29 protein-coding genes are annotated in these 24,692 nt (G+C 40.8%); 8 read left to right on the top strand and 21 right to left on the bottom strand.

All coding sequences use genetic code 11. The annotated features are described in order from the left end of the window. The first annotated feature begins 42 nt into the window (after positions 1-42). Positions 43-1,284, top strand: coding sequence for a nucleotidyltransferase (locus ACFVAD_RS19825; protein WP_386644170.1), 1,242 nt, complete (start codon positions 43-45; stop codon positions 1,282-1,284). Positions 1,285-1,846: 562 nt separating this feature from the next. Here ACFVAD_RS19825 and ACFVAD_RS19830 read toward each other — a convergent pair. Further along, complete coding sequence (locus tag ACFVAD_RS19830) at positions 1,847-2,869, bottom strand: SepM family pheromone-processing serine protease (protein WP_386644173.1); 1,023 nt, start codon at positions 2,867-2,869, stop codon at positions 1,847-1,849. Continuing rightward, the gene (locus ACFVAD_RS19835) at positions 2,859-3,653 is read right to left on the bottom strand and encodes a patatin-like phospholipase family protein (RefSeq protein ID WP_386644176.1); all 795 of its coding nucleotides are present in this window, start codon (positions 3,651-3,653) and stop codon (positions 2,859-2,861) included. Before ACFVAD_RS19835 ends, ACFVAD_RS19830 begins: the two co-directional genes overlap by 11 nt. 568 nt (positions 3,654-4,221) lie before the next feature. On the opposite strand from ACFVAD_RS19835, the gene ylbJ reads away from it, so the two are divergent. After that, positions 4,222-5,454, top strand: coding sequence for a sporulation integral membrane protein YlbJ (gene ylbJ, locus ACFVAD_RS19840; RefSeq protein WP_386644179.1), 1,233 nt, complete (start codon positions 4,222-4,224; stop codon positions 5,452-5,454). 294 nt (positions 5,455-5,748) lie between these two features. Here the strand turns inward: ylbJ and ACFVAD_RS19845 are convergent, their stop codons facing one another. The 4 genes from ACFVAD_RS19845 to ACFVAD_RS19860 all read right to left on the bottom strand — a co-directional run bounded on the left by ACFVAD_RS19845 (position 5,749) and on the right by ACFVAD_RS19860 (position 9,228). Then, positions 5,749-6,996, bottom strand: a complete 1,248-nt coding sequence (locus tag ACFVAD_RS19845; protein ID WP_386644181.1) for an IS4 family transposase — start codon at positions 6,994-6,996, stop codon at positions 5,749-5,751. Between the two features lie 543 nt (positions 6,997-7,539). Beyond that, positions 7,540-8,025, bottom strand: coding sequence for a pantetheine-phosphate adenylyltransferase (gene coaD, locus ACFVAD_RS19850; protein ID WP_386644184.1), 486 nt, complete (start codon positions 8,023-8,025; stop codon positions 7,540-7,542). A gap of 1 nt (position 8,026) precedes the next feature. Then, positions 8,027-8,599, bottom strand: a complete 573-nt coding sequence (gene rsmD, locus ACFVAD_RS19855) for a 16S rRNA (guanine(966)-N(2))-methyltransferase RsmD (protein WP_386644186.1) — start codon at positions 8,597-8,599, stop codon at positions 8,027-8,029. A gap of 305 nt (positions 8,600-8,904) precedes the next feature. Continuing rightward, entirely contained in the window at positions 8,905-9,228 is a 324-nt protein-coding gene (locus ACFVAD_RS19860) for a hypothetical protein (RefSeq protein ID WP_386644189.1), read from the bottom strand. Positions 9,229-9,353: 125 nt separating this feature from the next. Here ACFVAD_RS19860 and ACFVAD_RS19865 point away from each other — a divergent pair, with 125 nt between their 5' ends. Next, positions 9,354-9,743: a DUF7147 family protein gene (locus ACFVAD_RS19865; RefSeq protein WP_386644192.1), complete on the top strand. Its 390-nt coding sequence runs from the start codon at positions 9,354-9,356 to the stop codon at positions 9,741-9,743. A 103-nt stretch (positions 9,744-9,846) separates the two neighbouring features. On the opposite strand, the gene ACFVAD_RS19870 is transcribed toward ACFVAD_RS19865, so the two are convergent. Next, on the bottom strand, positions 9,847-10,122 hold the full coding sequence (locus ACFVAD_RS19870) for a YlbG family protein (protein ID WP_386644195.1): 276 nt from the start codon (positions 10,120-10,122) through the stop codon (positions 9,847-9,849). A gap of 183 nt (positions 10,123-10,305) precedes the next feature. Between ACFVAD_RS19870 and ACFVAD_RS19875 the strand changes: the two genes are divergently transcribed. Further along, complete coding sequence (locus ACFVAD_RS19875) at positions 10,306-10,641, top strand: hypothetical protein (RefSeq protein ID WP_386644197.1); 336 nt, start codon at positions 10,306-10,308, stop codon at positions 10,639-10,641. Positions 10,642-10,687: 46 nt separating this feature from the next. Here the strand turns inward: ACFVAD_RS19875 and ACFVAD_RS19880 are convergent, their stop codons facing one another. From ACFVAD_RS19880 to ylbD, 4 genes are all read right to left on the bottom strand, one after another. Continuing rightward, positions 10,688-11,137: a YlbF/YmcA family competence regulator gene (locus ACFVAD_RS19880; RefSeq protein WP_386644200.1), complete on the bottom strand. Its 450-nt coding sequence runs from the start codon at positions 11,135-11,137 to the stop codon at positions 10,688-10,690. 61 nt (positions 11,138-11,198) lie between these two features. Then, a complete protein-coding gene (locus ACFVAD_RS19885) occupies positions 11,199-11,642 on the bottom strand; it encodes a hypothetical protein (protein ID WP_386644202.1) in 444 nt (147 codons plus the stop codon). Positions 11,643-11,752: 110 nt separating this feature from the next. Continuing rightward, a complete protein-coding gene (locus tag ACFVAD_RS19890) occupies positions 11,753-11,992 on the bottom strand; it encodes a YlbE-like family protein (RefSeq protein ID WP_386644204.1) in 240 nt (79 codons plus the stop codon). A 23-nt stretch (positions 11,993-12,015) separates the two neighbouring features. Next, positions 12,016-12,417 carry a YlbD family protein gene (gene ylbD, locus ACFVAD_RS19895; protein WP_386644207.1) on the bottom strand — a complete coding sequence of 134 codons (402 nt, stop codon included), beginning with the start codon at positions 12,415-12,417 and terminating at the stop codon, positions 12,016-12,018. A gap of 133 nt (positions 12,418-12,550) precedes the next feature. On the opposite strand from ylbD, the gene ACFVAD_RS19900 reads away from it, so the two are divergent. Together ACFVAD_RS19900 and ACFVAD_RS19905 are read left to right on the top strand one after the other, a co-directional pair. Next, positions 12,551-13,036, top strand: a complete 486-nt coding sequence (locus tag ACFVAD_RS19900; protein WP_386644210.1) for a PaaI family thioesterase — start codon at positions 12,551-12,553, stop codon at positions 13,034-13,036. A gap of 13 nt (positions 13,037-13,049) precedes the next feature. After that, positions 13,050-13,403, top strand: a complete 354-nt coding sequence (locus ACFVAD_RS19905; protein WP_386644212.1) for a hypothetical protein — start codon at positions 13,050-13,052, stop codon at positions 13,401-13,403. Positions 13,404-13,435: 32 nt separating this feature from the next. Here ACFVAD_RS19905 and ACFVAD_RS19910 read toward each other — a convergent pair whose 3' ends face one another. Both ACFVAD_RS19910 and ACFVAD_RS19915 read right to left on the bottom strand, forming a co-directional pair. Further along, on the bottom strand, positions 13,436-14,500 hold the full coding sequence (locus tag ACFVAD_RS19910) for a CAP domain-containing protein (protein WP_386644215.1): 1,065 nt from the start codon (positions 14,498-14,500) through the stop codon (positions 13,436-13,438). Positions 14,501-14,720: 220 nt separating this feature from the next. Next, positions 14,721-15,134: a CBS domain-containing protein gene (locus ACFVAD_RS19915; RefSeq protein ID WP_386644218.1), complete on the bottom strand. Its 414-nt coding sequence runs from the start codon at positions 15,132-15,134 to the stop codon at positions 14,721-14,723. A gap of 231 nt (positions 15,135-15,365) precedes the next feature. Between ACFVAD_RS19915 and ACFVAD_RS19920 the strand changes: the two genes are divergently transcribed. Continuing rightward, positions 15,366-15,722, top strand: a complete 357-nt coding sequence (locus ACFVAD_RS19920) for a YugN family protein (protein WP_386644221.1) — start codon at positions 15,366-15,368, stop codon at positions 15,720-15,722. Positions 15,723-15,776: 54 nt separating this feature from the next. Here the strand turns inward: ACFVAD_RS19920 and ACFVAD_RS19925 are convergent, their stop codons facing one another. After that, positions 15,777-16,115 carry an Asp23/Gls24 family envelope stress response protein gene (locus tag ACFVAD_RS19925; RefSeq protein WP_386644224.1) on the bottom strand — a complete coding sequence of 113 codons (339 nt, stop codon included), beginning with the start codon at positions 16,113-16,115 and terminating at the stop codon, positions 15,777-15,779. 213 nt (positions 16,116-16,328) lie between these two features. Here ACFVAD_RS19925 and ytvI point away from each other — a divergent pair, with 213 nt between their 5' ends. Next, positions 16,329-17,387 (top strand): sporulation integral membrane protein YtvI, encoded by a 1,059-nt coding sequence (gene ytvI, locus ACFVAD_RS19930; protein WP_386644226.1) that lies wholly within the window; start codon positions 16,329-16,331, stop codon positions 17,385-17,387. A gap of 64 nt (positions 17,388-17,451) precedes the next feature. On the opposite strand, the gene ACFVAD_RS19935 is transcribed toward ytvI, so the two are convergent. From ACFVAD_RS19935 to cyoE, 7 genes are all read right to left on the bottom strand, one after another. Then, a complete protein-coding gene (locus ACFVAD_RS19935; RefSeq protein ID WP_386644229.1) occupies positions 17,452-17,919 on the bottom strand; it encodes a DUF420 domain-containing protein in 468 nt (155 codons plus the stop codon). 154 nt (positions 17,920-18,073) lie between these two features. After that, positions 18,074-18,982, bottom strand: a complete 909-nt coding sequence (gene ctaG, locus ACFVAD_RS19940) for a cytochrome c oxidase assembly factor CtaG (protein WP_386644232.1) — start codon at positions 18,980-18,982, stop codon at positions 18,074-18,076. A gap of 240 nt (positions 18,983-19,222) precedes the next feature. Further along, on the bottom strand, positions 19,223-19,552 hold the full coding sequence (ctaF, locus tag ACFVAD_RS19945) for a cytochrome c oxidase subunit IVB (protein ID WP_204418502.1): 330 nt from the start codon (positions 19,550-19,552) through the stop codon (positions 19,223-19,225). 6 nt (positions 19,553-19,558) lie between these two features. Further along, complete coding sequence (gene ctaE / locus ACFVAD_RS19950) at positions 19,559-20,179, bottom strand: cytochrome c oxidase subunit III (RefSeq protein ID WP_386644236.1); 621 nt, start codon at positions 20,177-20,179, stop codon at positions 19,559-19,561. Then, positions 20,179-22,050, bottom strand: coding sequence for a cytochrome c oxidase subunit I (ctaD, locus tag ACFVAD_RS19955; RefSeq protein ID WP_386644238.1), 1,872 nt, complete (start codon positions 22,048-22,050; stop codon positions 20,179-20,181). Before ctaD ends, ctaE begins: the two co-directional genes overlap by 1 nt. 25 nt (positions 22,051-22,075) lie before the next feature. Then, entirely contained in the window at positions 22,076-23,125 is a 1,050-nt protein-coding gene (gene coxB, locus ACFVAD_RS19960; RefSeq protein WP_386644241.1) for a cytochrome c oxidase subunit II, read from the bottom strand. Positions 23,126-23,529: 404 nt separating this feature from the next. Beyond that, entirely contained in the window at positions 23,530-24,465 is a 936-nt protein-coding gene (gene cyoE, locus ACFVAD_RS19965; protein ID WP_386644244.1) for a heme o synthase, read from the bottom strand. Positions 24,466-24,692: the final 227 nt, after the last annotated feature.

The raw sequence follows: 24,692 nt of genomic DNA on the forward strand, positions 1-24,692 counted from the left end.
ATGTGATTATGTTCATATTTGTCTGCATGAAGGGGTCTGAAAATGAAATCTTTAGGCGTAATTGTTGAATACAACCCTTTTCACAACGGACATAAATTTCATCTGGAGCAATCCAAGAAAGCAACCGGGGCCGAAGTTGTCATCGCCGTCATGAGCGGCCAGTTCCTGCAGCGCGGGGAACCTGCTCTTGTTTCAAAGTGGACCAGGACGAAAATGGCCCTTATCAACGGTATCGATATCGTCGTGGAATTGCCATATGCTTTTGCCACCCAAAAGGCGGAGGTCTTTGCAAGCGGATCCATCTCCATATTGTCGGGCATGCATTGTGACACCGTCTGTTTCGGAAGCGAGCAAGGAAATATCCATGACTTTGAGCGGACTTTGGCCATCATGGATTCGAAAAAAGAGGATTATAACCTGCGGGTCCAGTCTTACAGTCAGGAGGGCTACAGTTTCCCAAAAGCGTCCTCCATGGCATTTTCCGAAATCACAAAAAATGAAAGGGTGCTTGATCTGACACAGCCAAATAATATTCTTGGCTATCACTATGTAAAAGCGATACGTGAACAGAATAGCCCCCTGAAGGCATTCACCATTGAACGGACAAATGCCGGCTATCATGATCCAGATTTCAATGCTACAAATATAGCGAGTGCCACAAGTATCCGAAAGGCTTTGTTTAATCATGGCAGTCAAATCGAGAATGTACAACAATATGTCCCTGAAGGCACCTATCAGTTCCTTGCCCATTATCAGCTTCAGGCAGGTGGCTTTCATCGATGGGAAGATTATTTCCCTTTCCTGAAGTATCGTATCCTTTGTAGCACACCTTCTGAGCTTGCCGATATCTATGAGGTGGAGGAGGGACTTGAGCATAGGCTGCAACAGACCATGAAGGAAAGCCATACCTTTGAAGAGTTCATGACCAAACTTAAAACGAAGCGTTACACCTGGACAAGATTGCAAAGGATGTGTACCCATCTTTTGACAAACACTAAAAAAGAGATGATGCAGCGAATCACGTCCCAAAAAAAGAGTGAGTACATACGATTGCTTGGGATGTCAAAGAAAGGGCAAAGTTACTTGAAGCATATCAAAAAAGACACAGATCTACCTTTACTGTCCAAGGTTACAGCTTTGGAAAGCATGATGCTGAATATGGATATAAGAGCCACCTGCACATATGCCATGAAATTCCCTGAACCTGCCCGCAGCGAATGGATGCAGCTGGAGTATTCAAAGCCACCTGTTAGATATAACGAAGAAACAAACAAATTCGTATAATATAAAAGACAGCGCCCATCCAAAAATAAGCCGTTCCGTTTTGAGGTGATTTTTTAAAAATATGTGCCGAAATGACAGCCGTATGGGCATCATTATTGGTTTATAAAAAAAAGTGAAACTCGCCGAAGTAATCGGCGAGTTTCTTTATTTCGAATACAAATACTGGATCGTCTTAATCTAATGTCCTTTTTCACAGAACTAACAAAAGTAAAATAAGCGGAGTTATTCCGGTTAAATGCAAAATGTAGCTTGTTTCAGGGGAGATAAGGGGAGTTTTTCCGCTTATGCACAGAAAAATCACCCATTTTCGAATACTTCAAGTCAATAGGCGGAATTTATCCGTCTATTTCAGCCTTTTTAAATAGTAATTACTAAGTAAGCGGAATTATTCCGTCTATTTATCAGCTCTAGCTAGTGGTTAACCTAATCTCCCAACCGATTAGTGAGAACCCTCTTGATTCCAGATGAAGAAATCAGCAGAATAAACAATTGGTACTCAAAATGAACAATCTTTTGTATTATTTTTTTTCTAAATGCTTTTCGTTTCCGTCTTTTGTTCTTTTTATTCCTCTTTAAGCTCTTCAAGATATTCGATTGCATCATCAAAGGTATTTACTGGAACAATTTTCATTTTTGTCTTGATGTCTTTCGCAGCTACCAACGCCTCCTGGTAATTGGAATTTTCAGCCCCGTTTTCGTTTGGAGCAAAGAAAATATCTACACCTGCGTTATCTGCAGCGACAATTTTTTGTGAAATTCCTCCGATACGCAATACTTCACCTTTTTCATTAATGGCACCGGTACCCGCAATATTATATCCTTTTGTTATGTCTTCCTCGATTAACTGATTGTAAACTTCGAGTGTAAACATCAGACCAGCAGATGGACCTCCGATTTGGGCTGTATCGATAGTGATTTCCGGATCGGTTGTAATCTCATAATCAGTCAGTAAACTGATTCCTATCCCTGGACTTCCTTCTTTTTCAGGGTGTTCACCCAATTTGATGGTGGCAGTTTCCTCATTCTTCTTACGTTCGTATGTAACTTCAATTGTTTCGCCAATCTTTTTGGCACTTACCTTTTCCATGAAAATTTCTGAAGTCGGAGTTTCCTCCCCGTTGATATGGGTGATTCTATCCCCTATCGCCAATTTTCCTTCAGCAGGCATTCCTTCAAGCACCGAGAAAACATAGACACCTCTTGAAATCAGTTCTACTTCCTTACCTGCCTTCTCATAAGCAACTTTGATGGCAGTCTCTTTAGAATTTTCCATCATGTGAAGCTGACGGTAGGAGTACTCCTCATCTGATTCATCTTCCCTGCGAATCTGATTGATCGGATAGATGTTTTGGTAATCGCTGAATTTTGCAAATGCATAGGTAAAGACATTCGCTTTCCCCATTTTAACCGTAGTCAGCATAAAGCGTCCCGCATCATCCTTATCTCCCCCTTCCACAGAAACCAGTGGTGCCAGCTCTTCTGCTGATCCAGGCCTGGTTACATAATAGGGCAATGTGACAAAATTCAATACCACAGCAATAATGACCCCGATTATCAAGGAATTCCGATACATTTTACTCTTCATTCTGATGATTCCCCTTCCACTCCTCAATCCTTTTCCGAATGAGAGGAATATGTCTTTTTGTCTCTTCTTCCCCTATCCGTATTATCTCTTCTATATTGGTGAACGCACGTGAACTGTAGTGCGCAACAGGTGGCCGTATCATAATATCAGATTCTAGCTCACTGCGCTTCACCAGTTCATTTTGCATGATATCAATGGTCTGCAGAATAACATCGAAAATCGAATCCACCGGCTCGTTTGTTTTTACATGGGAAACATCGATGGCTATTACCAGGTCTGCCCCCATCCCTTTTGCCACACTGACAGGTACACGATCTACCACCCCTCCATCCACCAGGAGACGCCCATTCAGCTTTTCAGGCACAAATATTCCTGGAATGGAAATGCTTGCTCTGACAGCATCTGCAATCGATCCTGATGTCAAAATAACCTTCTCGGCCTTCTCCAGATCTGTCGTTACGATGCTAAGTGGTATAGCCAGATCCTCAATATTTTTATTTTGGGTAAACATCCTGAACAAATCCTTCACTCGATTGCCGCTAATAAAGCCCATCTTCGGAACCGTAAAATCCAGATAATACTTCCGTTTGAATGCAGTAGCAATCTTGTATAAGCGGTCCATATCATGCCCCATTGCAAAGAAGCTGCCGACTAATGCCCCCATACTGCTCCCGGCAATCAGGTCAATCGGAATATTTTCATCCTGCAATACTTTCAGCACACCAAGATGGGCAAACCCCCTTGCACCACCAGACCCCAGTGCGACTCCAATTTTAGGTTCCATACACATCACCCCAAGCTTTAACAGCCACCTAAAAGCCCATTAAACCTGCTATTTTCTTCATATTCATTGTACGCTTCATTTATTTATATGGTGAGCAAACAGTAGAGACTTGGGTCAATTTTTGTTCTAAATCCCTACCCTTCCCTCGTATATTGAAAGGTAAGATGGACAAACCATCCCACCTTTCATAGGTAATTATTAATATTCTAACAAAAACCCAATCATTCTTGTACTAAAAAGAAAAGCGGAGGGCGCTCGCTCTGGGACTTACAAACTGGACTGAGCTTCCTGAGATAAAGGAAACACGAAGAGCACGAGCGTCGATGTTGACTTATCGTAGGGAAGTGAGGGAAGTTTGATAGTCCCAAGCGCCCGCAGCTGGACAAAGAAAAGCGGAGCCGGCTTGGGCAGCACCGACAAGCATAAGACAGGTTTCCGGAGGAGGTTGGGTTTCACCTCCGCAGGAAACATGGCTTATGACTCGAGGGGCTAGCCGGCGGAGCTGGACAAAGAAAAGCGGAGCCTGAGGAACCCTTTCATCCCCCAAGTTGGCTAGGAGGCTAAACAAGTGAACTTTTCCAAAATAAAAACATTATTCTTTGCTTTTATTATTTCCCTACTAGCACTATCACTTATACTTAATCCTCAGGCTTCCTTTGAAGCAAGCTTAAGGGGGCTGAAAATGTGGTGGGAGATTGTCTTTCCTTCCCTGCTGCCATTTTTGATTATCAGCGAACTTTTAATAGGGTTCGGGGTGGTCGCCTTTATTGGGGTATTGCTGGAGCCGTTGATGCGGCCATTGTTTAGGGTGCCTGGTGTGGGAGGATTCGTTTGGGCAATGGGTATGGCCTCCGGGTACCCTTCCGGCGCAAAGCTCACGGTAAGACTCAGGAAGGATAACGAGATAACCGCATATGAAGCGGAAAGGCTTGTCTCTTTTACGAATTCATCCAATCCGCTCTTCATTTTCGGCGCTATAGCAGTCGGATTTTTCCATAATGCAAAGGTGGGAATCATCCTTGCTCTAGCGCATTATCTTGGCAACATATGTGTTGGGCTGGTGATGCGTTTTCATGGACCTTACTATAAAGGAAAAAAAACGGAGCGCCATTCTACCGTGAAGAAAGTATCCTTGAGAAGAGCGTTCAGCGAGCTTCACCAAACCCGCCTTAAAAATCAAAAACCCCTTGGAAAACTCCTGGGAGATGCAGTACTGACATCTGTCCAAACTCTGTTGATGGTTGGTGGGTTCCTCATTCTATTTTCCGTTCTGAACAGCATGCTTGCTCTTATTGGGGTCACTGCATTGCTGGCAGGTATGCTCGGGCTATTGCTGCCTCTATTCCAAATATCAACAGAACTGAGCATCCCCCTGATATCCGGTGTTTTTGAAATCACTTTAGGAGGTAAATTAACCAGTGAAGTGATGCATGTTTCCCTGATGGATCAGATCATTATCACAAGCTTTTTCCTTGCATTCAGTGGCCTGTCCGTACAGGCTCAGGTTGCAAGCATTCTTGCTGAATCCGATATCAGATTCAAACCTTTCTTTTTTGCGAGAATCATGCATGGCTGCTTTGCCGCACTTATTACTTTCCTTCTTTGGAAACCAATTGATAAAAAATTGAACGGACTTGAAAATGCGAGCGTGGATATTCCTGTTTTTGCACCTTATCTGCCCGCAGGTTTCTGGGAGAAACTGCTGTCAAGCTTGGAGATATACGGCCCGTTATTTACTTTGGCTGTTCTATGGGGGTATTTGATTATTTTGCTTACCAGAAGACTTAAAACAATTTCCTGAATACTGCCGCTGATGGATTTAAATAGAAAATCAGCTCCTTCTCAACCCTAAACCGAGTTTCTTAAATAGGAATAAAAATACTGGGTTGTCTTAATCTTTTAATGTCCTTTATAGAAGAACAAACAAATGTAAAATAAGCGGAGTTTTTCCATTAGCATTGCAAAAATATCCACAAAAGAGTATCTATATTACTTTATATTGCTTTTATGTATAATTTTTACACCAGAATCGCGTAGCTTTGAGCCAAAAAGTCGAGGAGGTTGTAAATGAACCCAGTTATCCAAAAAATGGATATTATTTTCTTTTTTTCATATATTTTGCCATTGAACTAGTACTTACCCCAACCGGTTTTACCATGGCCACACCTGCATCATAAAGTTTAATTTCATTTGGCGGGTGCTTGCTCTTTTGTCTTCCTTTCGATTTTCTTTCTGGTAAACGGTGTAACTCATTGAGAAAACATTTCCATGTCCTTTCGGAATGGATGCGGAGAAGGGTGAGTACTTTCCAGGTGGTCTTCTTCGTATTCTCAACTAACCTAACATATAGTGTGATACAGTACGCCGTCATGGCGAAGAAAATCTGATTCCATATTCCTTGGGGTTGGGTACTCTGTAGTTTAACTAGGCGTAGATGTTGTTTCATCCACTTGAAAAACAGTTCAATGATCCACCGGTGCCGGTACAATTCGGTTACTTCTTCAGCTTTTAAATCCCAACGATTGGTTACGACACGGTATTCTTTCCCCTCTTCATCCGTGAATTCAACCAGACGAAGGGGCTGTTCCATGGATCTGAATTTACTCCCCATAACGACTAAGGCGTCTAGCTTAACCTTACTGCCATCGGGAACGTCATAGGATTTAATAATGTTCGTCTTATGCTTAGCTTGGATACGCATGGCAAATGGAATCTGGTTTTCCACCCAGTGGTCCATTTTTTTGTAATCCACATAGCCACGGTCCATCACATGGGTTGCATGAGGATCCTTCACGAGCTCAAGCATGACTTCACGATCATCCACATTACCTGTAGAGGGAATGACCATATCGGGATAAGCTGTGTCGGGATCTGTTACTACAATACGAGTATGCAGCTTCACGCAATTACTATACTTTGTAAAATACGTCCATTTTCCTAATGTAGGTCCAAGAAGCAGAGAAGAAGAATCCACGAGATGAAGACGCCCCAAAGAAGGAATTCCCTTTCCGTTACTCGTCAATTCATTCAATTGGGCAACAGCGGCAAGAAATAACTGCTGTGGTAGGACCGAAGGTAAGGCATTGACACGACGACATAGTTGAGAAGCACTAATACTAGTGAGTCCAAATAGTTCCTCTGTGCCTTCCATGGCACGAATACGTTCTTCTGTTTCCTCGTAGGATTTCCAATTTCCTAATTGCATGGTGAGACAAATCCTCATTAAGTTAGCGGTAGTAAGTTTTTTTACGCAGTTGTCTAAGCACGAGCATTTATATTTTTCAAACGGTAAGAAAGAAAGGCATTTACTAAATACACTCTGATTTGATATGATGTTATCCATGAAAGTCTCCTTTAGTAGCAGTCACGGATAACGTGGGTTCAGCTTCTACTTTAGGGGACTTTTTTGTTTTCGTCCATAAAATAGCCCCTATTATTCTATCTAATAGGAGGGAATTGAATTTATTTTTGGCCTGTGGATACTTATGCAATGCTAGTGGAGTTTTTCCGCTTATGCACAACAAAATAGCTCATTTTCTAATTTTTCGAGTCAAAAGGCGGAATTTCTCCGCCTATTTCAGCCTTTTTTTTTAGTAATTACTAATTAAGCGGAATTTTTCCCTCTATTTATCAGCTCTACTGCTTAACCTGATTTCCCATTGATCACCCTTTTCAATTGTACAAAACTAATTGTACCTCATAATAATGATATCAATTGCTTTGTCTAAGTTAATAGAATTCCGTAGAAACGTTGACAAAAAAAGGAGAAAAGCCGTTTGCCAATTCATTCGCCTTTTTTTGTGTCATTTAATTAGAATGCACCTGTTGAAATCAAATAGAAAACCAGCACCCTCTAAACCGGGTGCTGGCTCTACCTATATATTATTTAATTATTTTTGAATTTCTTTTTCAACGCTTCTTCTACAACCGGCGGTACCAGTTCTGATACGGAGCCGCTGTATTTTGCGACTTCTTTTACAATACTTGAACTCAAGAAGGAATATTGATTATTGGTCATCATAAACAAGGTTTCAATGCTTTCGTCGAGCACCCTGTTCATCGATGTGATCTGCATCTCATATTCAAAGTCGGAAACCGCCCTCAGTCCCCTGACAATGGAACTTGCATTTTTGCTGCGTGCGTAATCGATCAATAAGCCATGGAACTCTTCCACTTCCACATTTCCAAATTCGTTTGTGACCTCCTGAAGAAGCGCAACCCTTTCTTCCACAGTAAACAATGGCTTTTTGGAAGTATTATTCAACACACACACATATACCTTATCAAACACCTTGGATGCTCTTTTGATGATATCCATATGACCAAAGGTAACCGGATCAAAGCTACCTGGACAAACTGCAATACTTGCCAACTTAATTTCCTCCTTCATCACCCGATGCAAATTTATATACTGAAATCACGGTCAGCCCGTAATGCTCCTGCCTTGTCCGTTTAAAGCTTCCAAGAATGATTGGCAACTCAACCTCGTTGCTATGCTCTGCCATGATAAGGCCTGTTTCGGACAGTAAATGATAATCACTTATTTTATGTATAAGATCTTCCAGGTGATGCCTCTTATATGGAGGATCCAAAAGAATCAAATCAAAAGAAATCTCCCTTTTATTCAACGCATTCAATGCTCTCATTGCATCGTTGCGATAGATTTCCACCTGGGGCTCCAATTCAAAGGTTTCAATATTTTGTTTAATAGTCTGAATCGCTTTCCCGTCTTTATCAACGAAAATCACTCTATCGATTCCCCGGCTGAGTGCTTCGATTCCAAGTGAGCCGCTGCCGCCAAAAAGATCTAATGCCGAACCTCCGTCAAAATATGGTCCAATGATATTGAAAATTGATTCTTTTACTTTATCGGTCGTGGGACGGGTATTCATCCCTGGTACCGCTTTCAACTGTCTACCTTTAAATTTCCCTGACACTACTCTCATCTTCTCACCACTACTTTTATTTCTATAAACTCAATTACCAATATCCTATCATATTCGACATAAAATTCAAAAGTATTTATCAGGATGGAAGATAGTTGCAACTTGTGTGTATAGCTTTCCTTTATTTGGTTCATACTTACCTATAACAACATCTATTCGTGTGATGTTGTTGCCAACCGCGGAGAAGACTTACGTTTCCCCATAAGTTCTTCCTCCGGTTTCTCCTCTCCCTTTGCCTTCTTAACCTTGAATTTTTTCAAGGAATAGAAGGACCCTGCATGGGTATCCATGCAGGGTTTTTTTTATTATAGTACCGGCATATCCATGTCAAAGTCACTTAAAGTGCAGGAGTTGAACTCCGTGACACATACATTTGCCCATTCCTGCTCAGTTAAAATATTGTTGCTTAGAATATACCCTTCCAGTTCTTCTAAGGTCTTCGATTCAAGCAATTCCTTCTGATCGTCGTTTATCAGACCTCTTGACAGCAGATAGAATACTAATCCGGTGGCAAGAATGCCCTTTAAGGGTATATGGTTGTTCTCTTGGGAAGATTTCGAGACGGTGAAGTGATCTTTTCCATAAACAACGAGTAAACCACCCAATAAACATAAGAAAACCAATAACATAAGCTTTCCTCCCTTTCAATGGTCTTTGGGCTGTACTTCTATTTTTATGCGGAAAGTGTTAAAGTAAAACCGGGATATTGATAGTTGTTTAAATGAACATGTTCTTGGAGAGGAGTTATTAAAAAATGATTCAACGATTTATAGAATTAGGGGAAGGATATTCAGATATTTATGAGCTGCTGGAATTGGGAAGGTGCAACAAGGAACGGCTGCAGCATCTCATGATGTTCCACACCGTTAAGGACGGAAAAAAGGTCACTTCTTTGGCTGTAGTCATGAAACCGACAGATCCCGGAGACTTTCAGGCCATTTACATATGTTTAGAGGGGATACCCAATCCGAACCATCTGCAAAATAAGCGCGCGGCATTATTTGAGGAATTGGCTGCAAGCCTGGACAAGGTAATCATACAGATGGATATCAAGCCATCCACCACCTTTGCCGAAAAGGCATTATTCTACCAATACATTATAGGGATTTTGCGATTAAACCATTATATTCCGCCTTTAAGATAAATGTTCTATTTCAAAAGTGTTTACTGAAGTACGAATAAGGCAATTAAAAAGACAAAAAGCAGTACAAACCCAACCTGAAGTCAAAAGTTTGTACTGCTCTTTCTTATAGTCCCATCTTATAATCATATTCCTTTGCCTTATCCGGTCTGGAATTCTCGTAATGGGTTTTGATGGATGGCTTGTGGGATACTTCCACTTTCTTCACATAGGATTGCTTGTTCAGCTTTTCGACCAAAGTGTCAGTATCTTCACTATTACAGTAGAATAGAACATACTTCAATTTTTTTGATATATAAATGACATTGCCATAACGTCGCAGCAGCTTTGCCTGCTTTAACGAATGTAGCCATACTACAATGCCTTGTCTTTGTGTCAGCATATGTTTTTGCCCCTTTTATCATTCTAGCTTGCCGATATCTATATACTATTCCTATATTATCATATTCTTTCGACCTTTTTATTATTTTAGCACGGATGAATGGAAGATAACACACATAAACGCCCTAATATATGTGAAAATTCATTACTTTCCTTTATGAAAAAGGTTAGGAGGACACTATCCATGGAACTTGAACAGATCTGGTCCACTTTTTTGAATGAGCTGAAAGAAGATGAGCTGGTAGAGGGGTGCTTCCGGAAAAATATCACCGGAATACCTTTTCTCTATGTTCATGTTTCCGAAGAAAAAGTGCCAGAATGGGATTCTAAAGGGTCTGCCATCATAGCTGCCTGTTCCAAAAAAGCCATGTTCCGTAAAAAGGTCACAGTGGAAACACATTTTGTACGGCAAGCTCAAAATCAATATGTTTATAGACACCGTTTTTTCGTTCCGCAGGAGAAAATGTTCTGTTGTGGAAATCTATGTGAGGATTGTATCCGTTTAAGAAAAAAATCATAAAAAAAGAGACTAACGGATTAGTCTCTTTTTGCGTACTGAATGAGAATCAACTTGCTTTACAGCCGCATCCTCCACCAGATCCACAGCCTCCGCCGCAGCTTGATAGGGAGTCGAAAAATGGATTTCCTGTAGGGACCTTCACATTGACAGAGACGGAGTGGCCTATCATTACACTTATTTCATCAAGTGTCTTTTGAATGGCCTCCTCTGCCTGCTTGAACGCATGGATGGTCTCATGCAGATCTACTTTTCTCTTGAGCTCCCTTGTTTCGAGGGTGACTTTACGGTAATCGGGATGGTACTTCCCAAAACGCTGTACTTCCTCGTAACGGTCTTTCATATGTTGAAAAGCACGGATCAATTCCTGCGCCTCTTTATCCTGATGTACATTATATAGACAACGATGATAGTCTTCGGCAAGCTCTGACTGCCAAATCATCTTCGCCAACTCTTCTGCTTTTTCTACCATTTGAACTTGCTCAAAAGTAGCGATCATAGTGGAAAACACCTCCGATTCCATCATACCATGAAATGTAAAGGAAGTATAATACCTACCCCTAGTTTATCTCTACTTCAAAAGAATCCGAAATTCCATATTCCGTCTGGTCATTGTGCATAAGCTTGACGGTTATTGTGTGTTTTCCAGTAGGCATCCCTCTCAGGATGAAGGCTCCCTGCGACTTGGTTTCCAAAAATTTTCCATCAACATAAACGTGGAGCCGGCCCTCTCCCTGCTTTCTTTTTCTGCTATCGTCGGTAAAATGAAAATTCGGTCCGACAATGCATTCCATATAAACATGCTGTCCTTTGATTTGGTGATGAATGGTCATCGATAAAGATTTACCGGATGGCTTCTTTGCCTGAGAAGACATCAATGATACTTCTGTTGCCAGTTCATTTACATGGTTCATTACTTCGGGCTCTTTGCGTTTCTCTTCCTTGCAGCCTGTTAGAAGCACAAGAGTGAAGCAGGTAAGGGTAATAAAAAACTTATTCATCATGGTTGCTCCTCCCAATTTTTACTTAGTTTGAGAAATTGGAAGTGTTTCTATTCCTGGATATGTAAAATGGAGCTGTCTATTAGCTCCATCAAGATCAAGTTTTATTTTGTTCAATCCATATTCTTCATGGTCTGAAACATATGCACCATCATGGACGCCATCTGGACTGAATTCTGAAATTTTTCTACTTTGTGGGGGATGGTCTGTTTGTAATAGTGCATGGAAGATAACTCAAAATCATTTAGCTTTTCAGGGTTTCTCGTAAGTGTTCGATACCAGGATGGCTGTTCACGTAAGTAGGACTTTAATGTTTTTTTCTTTTGGATATATTCGTACACATCTTTTCTCATGGTCTTCATCCATTCCTATTAGCTTAATCTTTTCTAAACGAAAAAGGATTTTTGGTGCCTTGGGACGGCGAACTACCCTTTGACGAGTTTGGTATAAACTGTTGTATGAGCTGTTGGATATTGCCTATTGCAGAGTTTACATTGGTTAGATGGTATTGCATCTGATTCATATCCATTTTCTTCAAAGATTGTAGTATTTGAGGAATAACATCTGATTTTGACTCCTTTGAACTCTTCTCCTCCTCTGGAAGATTGGGATCCCGGAAGCTTTTCCAGCTTTCATCCTCCTCCCCAATCAAATACCATTCTTCAAAAAGCTCCTGCCAGGTCTTTTTGTTACTTTTTACTTCAGCTGCAAGTTTCGGATGCTTTTTGACAAACGCTTTGAACTTTTCAATACTTGGGTGCTTTTCTTTCGTTGCCATTCTCTCACCTCTCTCCTCTATATGCCTAGTGTATTTTATTGAAAAAAAGAAAAAGCGTTCGCCTATTTTTCTTTTCTTTACATGCCAATAATTGATAAGATGAGAGGAGACTGCTTAGAAAAGAGGAACAGAAATGGACTTAACACAGCAATGGAACGATTTTTTAATAGAAGCCACATTGGAGGAGCGCGAGGTTGCCTCTTTATACCTTGAAAGCCTAAAGCGGAAAAAAACGGGTAAGAATGGAACACATATCGGTGCACTGATGGGGATCACTAGTGAGTTCCATGAGCCTGATACATTGACAATGACCATTCCAAATACTGAGATTCTGCAGAATTCCTTAGACATTTTGCATGGCGGACTAACTGCCACACTTCTGGATTCAGCAATGGGAACATTGGCCTTCAGATTACTGCCGGAAGATAAAGCAGCTGTTACCACTGAGATGAAAATCAACTATGTTGCAAAAGGCGTCGGAAATGAATTTACTTGTGTCGCAAATGTAATACATAAAGGCTCAAAGCTTCTGGTAATGGAAGGGAGAGTTTTCAGGGAAGACCAAACATTGATCGCTCATGCTACCGGAAGCTTCTTCATTATCCCTAAAAAAGTGTAAAGAGGTTGTTTGAATGGTAACAGCAATAGTCATCCCTATATTAATCCTGTATTTTTATCTGATTACAAAAAAAGAGAAAGCAAAGCAACGTCAAAAATGGGAAATGCTCGACAAGTTAATGCTGGAGGCACGTATACAGGGTACGATCACCGCCTTGAGTACGGTGAAAAAACGCTATTACCATGAAATGTACATGATGGTAACCACCATTCAGCTGCAGAGCAACGACCGGACCGTTTCTGTGGTGCTTCGTCAGCCATTTACTCAGGATTGGAAAGAAATGAACCTTCGACCTGGCAACGCAGTATTGGTGGAGGGACAATGGGAAAAAGACATTTTTATTGCTGGAAGCATAAAAGAAAGCTGAACATCGCGAGTATTCCCGATGTTCAGCTTTTTTCACCATGTTTCAATAAAGTTCTGGGTATAATATTTTTCATTCACCCCTACTCCAAGATGGGTGAAACGTTCATTGAGCAAGGTTTTTCGGTGTCCTTCACTATTGAGCCAGCCTTCTACCGCAGCTATTCCATCGACATACTGTGCCGCAATATTTTCCCCTGCATATTGAAATGGGACATTACCGGTTGTCAATCTGTCAGAGAGACTTCCGGAAGTAGGAGACGTATGCGAAAAATAATCGGCGTCTTTCATATCTTTACTATGCAGAAATGCAACATCTGCCGTTTCGTCGTGCCACTCTACAGGAGCAAGCTCAAATCGGTTTCTGATCATATTGGTAAAATCGATGATCTGTTGTTCTGCCCCTGCCTCCACCGCTTTCCATTCCTCTTGGTTCAATTCCTTCGGATTGAGCAAAGGACCCCGATAAACCAGCTCATACGGACGCTGCTTGATAAGGGTCTCCGCATTCAAGTACCGTACACTCGAAAGCTCTTTATCGAAGCTGTCAAAGTATAGTTGTACATACACATCCCCCATCAGGACTAATGGACGGGTCAGAAGCTCCTCTTCTTTCATTTCGAAACGATAGGATCCTTCGTCGTATAAAACAGTGACAGAATCCGCAAAGGACCATTCCTCGTTAAGGGAATCATATGCTTGACCAATTTGGAAAGGACTGTTTTTACTGTTTGCACCTGTACTGAAAGCAGTTACCACTTTTCCGTTTTCCACCCCGAATTGAACATATTCTACCGGATAATTATTATAGATATACCATTCATAGTCATAGGCGGAAAGATCTTTTCTTACCGGTTCCCCGTAGGCGTCCAATAGCTCACTATCGGATTTTCCGATGAATGATGCTATTCCTTCCACTGTGTCGGATGATTGGATTTTGGACTGGATCACTGCCTGCTCTTCCTCATTTAAGGATTCACCCGATTCACCCTGTTCTGTTTGAGGCTGATTGCCCAACAGTTCTTCCAGCTGCTCGGGCTCTACATTGACAAATAGATAAAGGCAGAAAGCAACAAACAATAATATAAATAGTCCCCTCATTTTCCGGTCGATCCCTCCTTTTCTATTAATATATTTGATAGACTTCCTTTACATTCTACTTATGTACACAAAATGGTAGAGTTTTTATCTTTATCACTTTTATACCCAACTTCTGCGTAATGAATACGCTTTTTTCCATATTTACTTCATTATAAAAGATTTGGGAGTGGAAGGACAAAATAAAAGACTGCAGCTCTTTATGATAACTGCAGTCTTCATATTACCTTTCAGAAATGTCGCTTAAAGCATCTCCGGCACTGTCATCTGACAATTGATTTACAGCAAGATCTCCTAGAGCCAATATTCCAATCAACTGTCCATGTTCCACCACAGGAAGTCTTCTCACTTGATGCTGGGCCATCAGATGGGCCGCTTCCTCTACAGATGCTTCTGGAGTAATGGTTACCAGATGATCACTCATCACATTGGTGACAGGATTGGAACCGGCATGCTTTTCAGCAATTCCTCTGACTACAAGGTCCCGGTCTGTTATCATTCCAACTAGCTGATTATTCTCCACGATAGGGATTGCTCCAACATTCAAATCCTTCATCTTCGTTGCCACTTCATAAACATTGTCTAATGGTGTGCACACGTCTACATTAGTTGTCATTACTTCTCGAACTGTTTTCATTATGTCACCTCGTATTTTTCGATTAAATTGGATAGGATACTTAGTAGAGGAGGAATGTAACCTCCTCCCTCACAGATAGTTTGACCATTTTCTACAAAATCATGACTTTTTCTAAAAAAGTGCGTCGAAAAGGCGAGTTCGACTATTCCATTATTGAAAGTTATCCTTATTCGTACTATTATTAACAAGGAGCGTACTTTTTTGGTAAGGATCGAAAGGGAGTGTACATACATGAGAATTGAAAACACTGGAATTGAAAATGAAGTAGTGGAATTATCCCGTTTAACGGATATCATGGAAGACTTAGGGTTCGTACTTGCAGGACAATGGGATTACGAGCGCGTTACATTTGATCGTAAATTCGAAAATAAAGGTCACGTATATTATTTGCGTGTCCAAGGCTTTGCTGTTGAAGGGGATGTTGGCGGATCTCATGCAATGATCAAATTGATGACTCCTCTATTAGGTAAGCATTACTATCCTCATGGCGTGGAATATGGAGAAGGCGAAACTTTTCCCGCAAATGTTGTAGAGACATCCAAATCTCTATTGGTGCAATCAAAAGAAAGAATGGATCAAATGAAATAATTTCGGGATAGGGGGTGGATTTGTTTGTGCATGGCACGGGCATTCCACCTTTTTTTACTTTCTATAGACCTCCCCTACAAAAACTCGGACTGATTTTACCTCATAACCTGTCATTACCTCTATCTCATTCTTGATATGCTGCTGTAATTTGATGCAAACATCCGGGATGCTTGTGTGAAAGGCTACTGCAATAAATACATCTATCTTAACCAGATGCTCCTTTTCCAACTGAATAATGGCCGCTTGCCTCTGTTCCTGCTGCCATAAGGAATATACCTTGCCGAGTAGCCGAGGCGCAATCTGTTTGATGCCATCAATGTCAGAAACACATATGGAAGTGATCGTTTGAAGCAGTAATGTACTTATCTCAATCTGCCCTTTATTGATTTCCATAAAAGCCTCCTAAAATTTTTTCTTCATCAAATTATGATTGTGGAATAGGAAATGCCATCCTATTGTGGATAGCTTTATATTTCCCTTAAGACTGCAATGATTATCATATTTTGACTTCCTATACATATTTATTTTCCTACATACTATTATTTCAGTAAAATCCATACTATAATCTATATTAGAGAAGTTTTGTGTTTAGAAAGGAGTCATCCATTGTCCTCTTTGTTTTCGAAAAAAACGTTATTAATCGTTATTATCATTGCCGCAATCTGTGTCGTAGGTTACTTCATTTTACCGGTATCCATACCGATCATATTAGCACTTGTAACCTCATTCTTTTTAGAACCAATTGTGAAACTGCTGCAGCACCGTGTCAACTTGAAAAGAAATCTTTCCGTGATGATTGTATTTCTTCTCTTTATGGCTTCCATTGGGGCAGTTGGCTATTTTATTACAACAAAGGTCATTACAGAAGCAATAAATCTTGTGGAAAACGCTCCTTCCTACATAAATGAAGTGAATAAAGTATGGCAAGATTTTCAAGCAGATCTTCATAATGCCTCCGAAGACCTGCCACCTGAAGTAGTGGATGCAATAAGTGAACAGGTGGAATCTTTTCTGTATGATCTTAGAATATTCTTGACAGATTTCTTGAATATCCAAAATATCAGTAGCCTCTTCACGGATATTCCTAATTATCTGGTCAGTTTTCTCGTTTATTTAATCGCCCTGTTCCTCTTCCTCATGGATATGCCGCGATTAAAGATAGGATTCTATTCTCACTTGAAGGAATCTACTGCCAATAAGGTCAAATTTATGACCTCTAGACTATCCTATGTTGTATTTGGCTTTTTTAAAGCCCAGTTTTTGGTCAGTGTCATCATTTTTTTCGTTTCACTTGTCGGGCTATGGATCATTGCTCCGGAGACGGCTTTAATCATGTCCCTGATCATCTGGCTCATTGACTTCATTCCGATTATTGGTTCTATCGTCATCCTTGGCCCATGGGCGCTATTTCATCTGATAACAGGTGATATCAGCCTTGGAACTCAACTAACAGTTCTTGCCATTGTTCTTCTTATTATAAGAAGAACGGTAGAACCGAAAGTAATGGGAACACATATAGGCTTGTCGCCACTTGCCACATTGATTGCGATGTATTTAGGTCTGAAGCTCCTTGGAATCCTTGGTTTCATAGTAGGTCCGCTAATCCTGATTGCATTCAATTCCGCACGTGAAGCAGGGATCATCAAGACTAATTTTAAAATATAATTAAAAAAGGTGTTCGGAATTTTCTCCGGACACCTTTTTTCAGTTATATTCAGACAAGAAGAAATTAAAATCCCAAAATGGCTTTAAAGACAGATGTCGTTTCTCCACCCTGATAAATCACATAAAGTAGCAGATAGACCGCCACCCCTGTAATACCTGTAGAAAACCAGATAATACTTGTAATTGGTCCAAGCTTTCTATGCTTGGATAGGTTGTTTTTATATCCTGTCCATAATGTGATGATACCCATTACTGCACCTATCGTTGCCAATGTAATGTGGAACAGCAGGAACAATGTATAGTAGATCTTAATATTATCCGGTCCGCCAAAGCTGGTATTACCGACAAATATCGTTCTTGAAGCATAGATTATGAAAAAGATAATCGCAAATACCGCTGCAAGCAGCATGGTTTTCTTGTGTGCCTCAATCTTTCTTTTACTGATTAAATACCAACCGATACCGACAAAAATAGCACTGAGTACAATAAAAAAAGTACTGATGGTTGGTAGAATAGGAATCGAATAATCCATGTATTTCTCCTCTCACACTTATGCTCTACTCAAGACTATTTTAAGTTAACTCACATAAATCTTGCAATATGAATGTAGAACGTTCATGATATTGTAAAATTCACTGACCTCAATAAAAAACAGCAACGTTGCATGGTTGCTGTCGAAGCTACTGCTACTCCACTACTTTTGGGTTCATGGATTGTGATAATTCCATCTCTTCTTTTTCTCTTTCACGGCGAGCCCATTGGAAGAACACATAGGCCAAAATGCTACCGTACATGATTTCTTGAATAATTTTCATAATAACTCCGCCAAGCTTTTGATCTTCAATAAGGGGAAGGGCATTGAAGAGTTCAGGTCCTCCAAGATCCAGGCCTGCCAATGTTCCTGCAGGCACACACAGCTCAAGTGCTGCAAGCCATGCTGTCAGTTCCGAGTAGGTCGCATAAAGCGGTTGATCGGCGAAAATAATCAATGCACATGCTGGTGTCAAAAGTATGCCATCTCCCATAATGTAGCCGATTTTCAGAATACCTGAAAGCCTCTGTTCTTCTGGAAGAGGATTTACAAGAGGCCACCACATGATGAATGCAGCTACAAACATCACTGCAGTATAAGTCGTATGCAAGGTCATATCCACTTTCACTATATCAAAAATCACCGGAATGTGATAGATCGAGAATATGGCGTTAAATACGATCAATGCAATTAATGGCTTGGTGAAAAACCTGAAAAATGGCTTAACTACAGGCAGGTTGATCACTTTTCGAAGCAGCCATGCCGGACTACCCATCAACAAAAGCGGTGGGAGCACGAGGTAAAGCACTGCCATCTGTGTCATATGAGCACTTAACATCAAGTGGCTCAGAAGATCGACAGGTGACCCTTGGACAAGATAGAACATGATTAAACTGACAATGAAAAAGGATCTCTGCTTATTGGTAATAGCTTCCGAATCCTTAAAATGCTTCCGTCCGCTTCCTGTTATATAAATATACAAAGCAATGATTGCAATGGTCGTGACAAGTAAAAACGGGCTCCAGAGTGCCTGAAAGCCAAACATATCCAAGTTGCCTAACATGAAAGAAGTCACCTCATTTTTAATAGTGCCACCAAGGACACTTGTATGCTTACGACAATTATACTACAGCACCCTGTCCCCTTCAATGTAAGGCAGAATCGTGTAGAGGTATTCAAGCGTAATTGTCATGAATTGGACATATGGTGTGGTGTTTGAACCCTGGAAAGGAAATCAACAGGGTGTTCAAAGAAGCAAACAAAAAAAGCGGAGGACCAGTTAACTGGTCTCCGCTTTTCCTTTTTACCACCAAATAATTGTCGTAAACGCTAAGATTGTGATCAACCCAACCGCTAATCCAGAGAATAGGAACAATGAAGGCACTTCATGACCTTTATGGTTCATATGCATGAAATAGTATAGTTGGAAAATACATTGTACCACTGCCATTAAAATGATTACCGGTACAATGAACAATTTAGACATTTCCGCTCCTACTGCCAAAAATGCAAGAAGCGTAAGGAAGATCATCAACACAAATGATACTACCTGATATTTCATTTCTTCCTTGCTCTTTTTACGACGATATGCTAAATCTACTTTTGGATTTCCAGTATTAGTTTGATTTGCCATATGTCATCACACCATTCCCATTAAGTATACTACAGTAAAGATGAACAACCATACAACGTCGATAAAGTGCCAGTATAATGATGCTACATAGAACTTTGGAGCATTGTACAGGTCAAGACCACGCTTCATGTTACGGATCAACAATGTACCGATCCATAAAAGACCAAAGAATACGTGGGCACCGTGAGTACCTACTAATGTATAGAACGCGGAACCGAATGCACTGCTAGTGAATGTGTGTCCATAATGATGTATATAATGATAGAATTCGTAAATTTCAAGGAGAAGGAACGCAAGACCGAGTAACCAAGTGATACCCATCCATAATTGCATTTTCCTGAAATTGAAGTTTTTCATATGATACATAGCGTACACACTCGTCAATGAACTTGTCAAAAGCAACATGGTCGCCGCAAACACTAGAGGCAAGTCGAACATTTCCTTCGACGTCGGGCCGCCAGCAGTTGAATCATTCAATGCAAGATATGTTGCAAACAAAGATGCAAATAGAACTGTTTCTCCCCCAAGGAAGAGCCAAAAGCCTAAAAATTTGTTTTTACCTTCAAGGGTCGCTTTTTCAGGCGATGCTGGAAAAGTTTCTGCAGTTAATTTTTCTTCTGTATGCATTATAACTTCGCCCCCTTGTCATCATCTTCAGCCAATAGATCTTCCTTATGAATATGATACCCATGATCGTCGATTACAGAACGCAAGAACATTGCACCGAATGTAATTACCAATCCAAGAATCATCACAGGTAATCCCCATGCATAATCCAATCTGTACATTACACCAAACGCGGCAACGAATAGACCAAACGAAATGATGAGTGGAAGAATGGAACCATTCGGCATATGGATATCTCCAACAGGCTCAGCAGGAGTCATACCTTTTTTGCCTTCCATTTTCTCAACCCATAGAGGATCTAATCCACGTACAAGTGGAGTTTGCTTGAAGTTGTATTCTGGCGGCGGAGATGGGATGGTCCATTCCAATGTACGGCCATAACCCCATGCATCGCCAGCAACTGTCTGTTTGCTTAATGCAGTTTTTACGATATTGATGACTAGCACGATTGTAGCGATAGCCATGAAAGCAGCTCCGATTGAACTTATCAAGTTGGAAAGATCCCAACCTTGATCCGCTTTGAACGTGAATACACGGCGAGGCATACCCATCAGTCCAAGGAAATGCTGAATGAAGAATGTTAAATGGAATCCAAAGAAGAACAACCAGAAAGTAATCTTTCCTAATGTTTCGTCCAGGAATTTTCCAAACATTTTTGGCCACCAGTAGTGTAGACCAGCAAATAGACCAAAAACAACCCCACCAACGATTACATAGTGGAAGTGAGCTACTACAAAGTAGGAATCATGGTACTGATAGTCAGCAGCTGCTGATGCTAGCATTACACCTGTTACCCCACCAAGTACGAAAGTCGGGATAAAGGCTACAGACCAAAGCATTGCAGTATTTATTTTCAACTGTCCACCCCACATCGTGAACATCCAGTTGAAGATTTTGATACCTGTCGGAACGGCAATTGCCATTGTTGCAACAGCGAAAATTGCATTCGCAATTGGTCCAAGTCCAGTAGTGAACATATGGTGAGCCCATACCATGAATCCTAGGAATCCGATAAGAACTGTTGCGAATACCATGGATGAATAACCAAATAGTCGCTTTTTAGAGAAAGTTGAGAATACATCAGAGAAAATACCGAATGCCGGTAAGATCAATATGTATACCTCAGGATGTCCGAAGATCCAGAATAAATGCTCCCAGATTACGGTGTTCCCGCCAAGAGCAGGATCAAAGAATGCAGAACCGAATAGACGGTCAAGCATCATTAGAGCCAATCCAACCGTTAATGGAGGGAAAGCGAAAAGAATAAGTGCAGATGCTACAAACGTAGACCATGTGAAAAGTGGCATACGCATATAAGTCATACCAGGTGCACGCATGTTGATGATGGTAACAAGGAAGTTGATACCACCAATTAACGTACCGATACCTGAGATTTGAAGTCCAAGTACATAAAAGTCAATACCATGACCTGGGGATGCCAATGACAGGGACGCATAAGAGGTCCAACCTGCATCAGGTGCTCCTCCTAGGAACCAGCTAAGGTTTAGGAAAATCCCACCGAATAGGAACAACCAAAATCCGAGTGCATTGATGAACGGGAATGCAACGTCACGTGCACCGATTTGCAATGGCATCGCAGCGTTCATAAATGCAAACAATAGCGGCATCGCAGCCAGGAATATCATGGTTGTACCATGCATTGTAAGTATTTCATTATATAATCCAGCAGCAATGAAGCCGCTATCCGGCACTGCCAGTTGGATACGAATAAGCATCGCTTCTATCCCACCGACGACAAAGAAGAATCCGCCGGCAATTAAGTAAAGGATGGCAATTTTCTTATGGTCAACCGTTGTCAGGTAATCCCATACTGTTGCGCCAAATCCCTTTTTCTGTGCTAACGTACTCACAATGTAACCTCCTTTTCGTGAAAATCTATTCTACTTTTAGTCCTGATAAATATTCTACAAGTGCTTCTATTTCATTTGGTTTAAGATCGTCGTAAGCACCAGTCATTTTGTTTCCTGGTTTGAAAGTCTCTGGATCTTCCAACCAGTCAGCCAGGTTTTCAGGCGTGTTTGCTTCATGACCAGCAACCATTTCCCTGCTGCCGAAGTTAGTCAAGTTAGGTGCAACACCCTTTTGATCAGCAGAAACTGCGTGACAGGTAATACAGCTTTGTTCGAAAATTTCTTCCCCTGCTTGCGCAAGTTCAGTTTCTGCAGTTGGCTCTGCACTCTTCATGTTCTCAATCCATTGGTCGAACTCGTCGCGAGGAAGTGTTTTCACTTTAAAGTCCATCAATGCATGTGAAGGTCCGCAAAGCTCGGCACATTTTCCGTAGAAAAGTTCATCAGGTGCCTGCCCTACACGTTTGGAGTCGAACTCCAGCCAGAACTTGTTTTCGTTTTCTGTATTCGTATCCATTTTCCCCCCAGCAGAAGGAATCCAGAAAGAATGTTTTACATCGCTTGCTTTAAGATTGAAGTAAATCTTCTCATCTGTTGGTACGTATAGGTCCTGACTTGTTACTACCTCTTGGTTGGGATATTCAAACTCCCACCAGTACAAATGTGCAGTAACATTAACAACAAGTGCGTCAGTCTCTTCTTTCTCCATTTCCTTCACATCAGCCAATTGGAATGTGTAGGAAACAGTTGGAACTGCTAGGATCAATAATAGTAAAATCGGAATAACAGTCCAGGTAATTTCTAATTTGTGGCTTCCTTCTACTTGTTTAGGAATGCGCTCTTCTTCTCCATCACGTTGACGGAACTTAATCACAACGTAAACGAAGATAATGGAAACAACCACTACTACAAGAATCATAATTGCTGAACTTAACAAGATCAGTGATTTTTGCATATCTGCTACCTCACCAACCGGCTGAAGTGCAGATAAGAATGGTTTACCACAGCCTGCTAAGAATAGCGTCATTACACTAAAAAGCGATAGAATTCGCCAATTTGGTAGCCATTTCTTCATAGCTTAATCAAACCCCTCTTTCATATTTAGTAAGTGAAGTAGAATGTATTGATAAATTCCTTCCAATCGAAGAGAAAGAATTAAATCATAATTTGGAAAGCGGAAAGTGCTGCATGCAATTTGAGCGCATAACAAGATGCTCAGTAGTTGAAGGCAGGTTCTCTTCGCTTTTATGTAGCCTCGACAAGCATAAGGCATTTTCCGACAGAGGTTAACAGAAACATCTGCCGGAAAATGACTTATGGTGTCGAGGTCCTTTACACATTCTCTCTTCATTAGATGAAAATTTTTTCCTCTAGTTGTTACTATACCACAGCTTGCACTCTTTCACCCTTCAACTTTAAAGTTTCCGTCAAAAAAAGACAGTCATTCCTCTATAGGATCTGGGCTTATACTGCCTTGTTTTAAAAAATGGTAACAATAATCATGGAAACAAAAAGGATGGTAAGATAATTCAAGGAATAGACAAACATCAATGTTGCCCACTTCATTTCATCCTTCATTCTAAATCCTGCGACGCTTAATGCGAGCCAGCCCAGATTAAGGAGGGTTGCCAATATGACAAAAGCAAGGCCCAGGTCAAACATATAGAATGGCAATGGCAATAGACATGCCACCCATACGAGCATTTGTCGTCTGGTTATGTTGAATCCATGTACGACAGGGAGCATCGGGATACCGGCACTCCGATATTCTTCACAGCGACGAATCGCGATTGCCAGAAAATGTGGAATCTGCCAAAGGAACATGATGAAAAACAGCATCCAAGCAATCAATGAAAGGTTAGGATCTACCGCTGCCCAGCCAATTAGCGGTGGGACTGCACCGGAAATACTGCCTATCACTGTATTTAAAGTATTCCTTCTTTTAGACCACATAGAATATAGGACCACATAAGTGAAGGCTCCTATCAAACCAATAATGGCTGCAGTATATGTTGTCATCGCTAAAAGAATAGTTCCGATAATTGTTAAAGCCAGTCCAAGATAAAGTGCACCTACCGGATTCATTCGACCTGTTACGGTAGGACGGTTTTTGGTTCTTTTCATTAGATGGTCAATATCGCGATCGATATAGTTGTTAAGACTGCACGATCCGGCTACAACCAGTGAAGAACCGATAATTGTGAGTAGAACAACATCTATATTGGCTATAAAACTTCTTTGGGTAAAAAACAATGCTAACCAAAGCCCAGTAAAAGTAGTGATAAAATTAGAATTGACAATCCCTATTTTAATAAGCGCTAAGAAGTCCTTCCAAACAGAATTCACTTCTTTATCTTGAGGACGGTCACCTGACAAAGAAGCAGATGCTTGATCCAAAGTCCTCAATTTTGCCATTTGTATTCCTCCTTTGAACCTTGGTACATACATGTTAAACACATTATATCCTGTAAAATAAGGATTGAATCCGTTTCCACTAAGGAACTTTGAGATAGTGCAAAACACACGAAAACACAAGGATGTTAAGTAACATTCTCTCTGTATATTAAATCATATTTGCCTAAAACATTGTGAATTATATTTGAAGAAAATATGACTAATTTGTGTCACCTACACAGAATATT

The sequence above is a fragment of the Sutcliffiella sp. NPDC057660 genome, from assembly GCF_042800035.1.
In the GTDB taxonomy this organism is placed as follows: Bacteria; Bacillota; Bacilli; order Bacillales; family Bacillaceae_I; genus Sutcliffiella_A.

Excerpts from the sequence above, each read along its gene's own strand:
- coxB (WP_386644241.1), bottom strand. The coding sequence starts at position 23,125 with ATGAAGAAATGGCTACCAAATTGGCGAATTCTATCGCTTTTTAGTGTA.
- cyoE (WP_386644244.1), bottom strand. The coding sequence starts at position 24,465 with ATGGCAAAATTGAGGACTTTGGATCAAGCATCTGCTTCTTTGTCAGGT.
- ylbD (WP_386644207.1), bottom strand. The coding sequence starts at position 12,417 with ATGGCAACGAAAGAAAAGCACCCAAGTATTGAAAAGTTCAAAGCGTTT.
- ctaG (WP_386644232.1), bottom strand. The coding sequence starts at position 18,982 with ATGTTAGGCAACTTGGATATGTTTGGCTTTCAGGCACTCTGGAGCCCG.
- ACFVAD_RS19880 (WP_386644200.1), bottom strand. The coding sequence starts at position 11,137 with ATGATCGCTACTTTTGAGCAAGTTCAAATGGTAGAAAAAGCAGAAGAG.
- ACFVAD_RS19935 (WP_386644229.1), bottom strand. The coding sequence starts at position 17,919 with ATGGATTATTCGATTCCTATTCTACCAACCATCAGTACTTTTTTTATT.
- ACFVAD_RS19875 (WP_386644197.1), top strand. The coding sequence starts at position 10,306 with ATGGAACTTGAACAGATCTGGTCCACTTTTTTGAATGAGCTGAAAGAA.
- ACFVAD_RS19865 (WP_386644192.1), top strand. The coding sequence starts at position 9,354 with ATGATTCAACGATTTATAGAATTAGGGGAAGGATATTCAGATATTTAT.
- ACFVAD_RS19870 (WP_386644195.1), bottom strand. The coding sequence starts at position 10,122 with ATGCTGACACAAAGACAAGGCATTGTAGTATGGCTACATTCGTTAAAG.
- ctaE (WP_386644236.1), bottom strand. The coding sequence starts at position 20,179 with ATGCATACAGAAGAAAAATTAACTGCAGAAACTTTTCCAGCATCGCCT.
- ACFVAD_RS19825 (WP_386644170.1), top strand. The coding sequence starts at position 43 with ATGAAATCTTTAGGCGTAATTGTTGAATACAACCCTTTTCACAACGGA.
- ACFVAD_RS19845 (WP_386644181.1), bottom strand. The coding sequence starts at position 6,996 with ATGGATAACATCATATCAAATCAGAGTGTATTTAGTAAATGCCTTTCT.
- ACFVAD_RS19925 (WP_386644224.1), bottom strand. The coding sequence starts at position 16,115 with ATGGAAATCAATAAAGGGCAGATTGAGATAAGTACATTACTGCTTCAA.
- ACFVAD_RS19915 (WP_386644218.1), bottom strand. The coding sequence starts at position 15,134 with ATGAAAACAGTTCGAGAAGTAATGACAACTAATGTAGACGTGTGCACA.
- ACFVAD_RS19900 (WP_386644210.1), top strand. The coding sequence starts at position 12,551 with ATGGACTTAACACAGCAATGGAACGATTTTTTAATAGAAGCCACATTG.
- ACFVAD_RS19920 (WP_386644221.1), top strand. The coding sequence starts at position 15,366 with ATGAGAATTGAAAACACTGGAATTGAAAATGAAGTAGTGGAATTATCC.
- ACFVAD_RS19905 (WP_386644212.1), top strand. The coding sequence starts at position 13,050 with ATGGTAACAGCAATAGTCATCCCTATATTAATCCTGTATTTTTATCTG.
- ACFVAD_RS19890 (WP_386644204.1), bottom strand. The coding sequence starts at position 11,992 with ATGAGAAAAGATGTGTACGAATATATCCAAAAGAAAAAAACATTAAAG.
- ctaF (WP_204418502.1), bottom strand. The coding sequence starts at position 19,552 with ATGGCAAATCAAACTAATACTGGAAATCCAAAAGTAGATTTAGCATAT.
- ACFVAD_RS19835 (WP_386644176.1), bottom strand. The coding sequence starts at position 3,653 with ATGGAACCTAAAATTGGAGTCGCACTGGGGTCTGGTGGTGCAAGGGGG.
- ACFVAD_RS19910 (WP_386644215.1), bottom strand. The coding sequence starts at position 14,500 with ATGAGGGGACTATTTATATTATTGTTTGTTGCTTTCTGCCTTTATCTA.
- ACFVAD_RS19860 (WP_386644189.1), bottom strand. The coding sequence starts at position 9,228 with ATGTTATTGGTTTTCTTATGTTTATTGGGTGGTTTACTCGTTGTTTAT.
- ACFVAD_RS19830 (WP_386644173.1), bottom strand. The coding sequence starts at position 2,869 with ATGAAGAGTAAAATGTATCGGAATTCCTTGATAATCGGGGTCATTATT.
- rsmD (WP_386644186.1), bottom strand. The coding sequence starts at position 8,599 with ATGAGAGTAGTGTCAGGGAAATTTAAAGGTAGACAGTTGAAAGCGGTA.
- ACFVAD_RS19885 (WP_386644202.1), bottom strand. The coding sequence starts at position 11,642 with ATGATGAATAAGTTTTTTATTACCCTTACCTGCTTCACTCTTGTGCTT.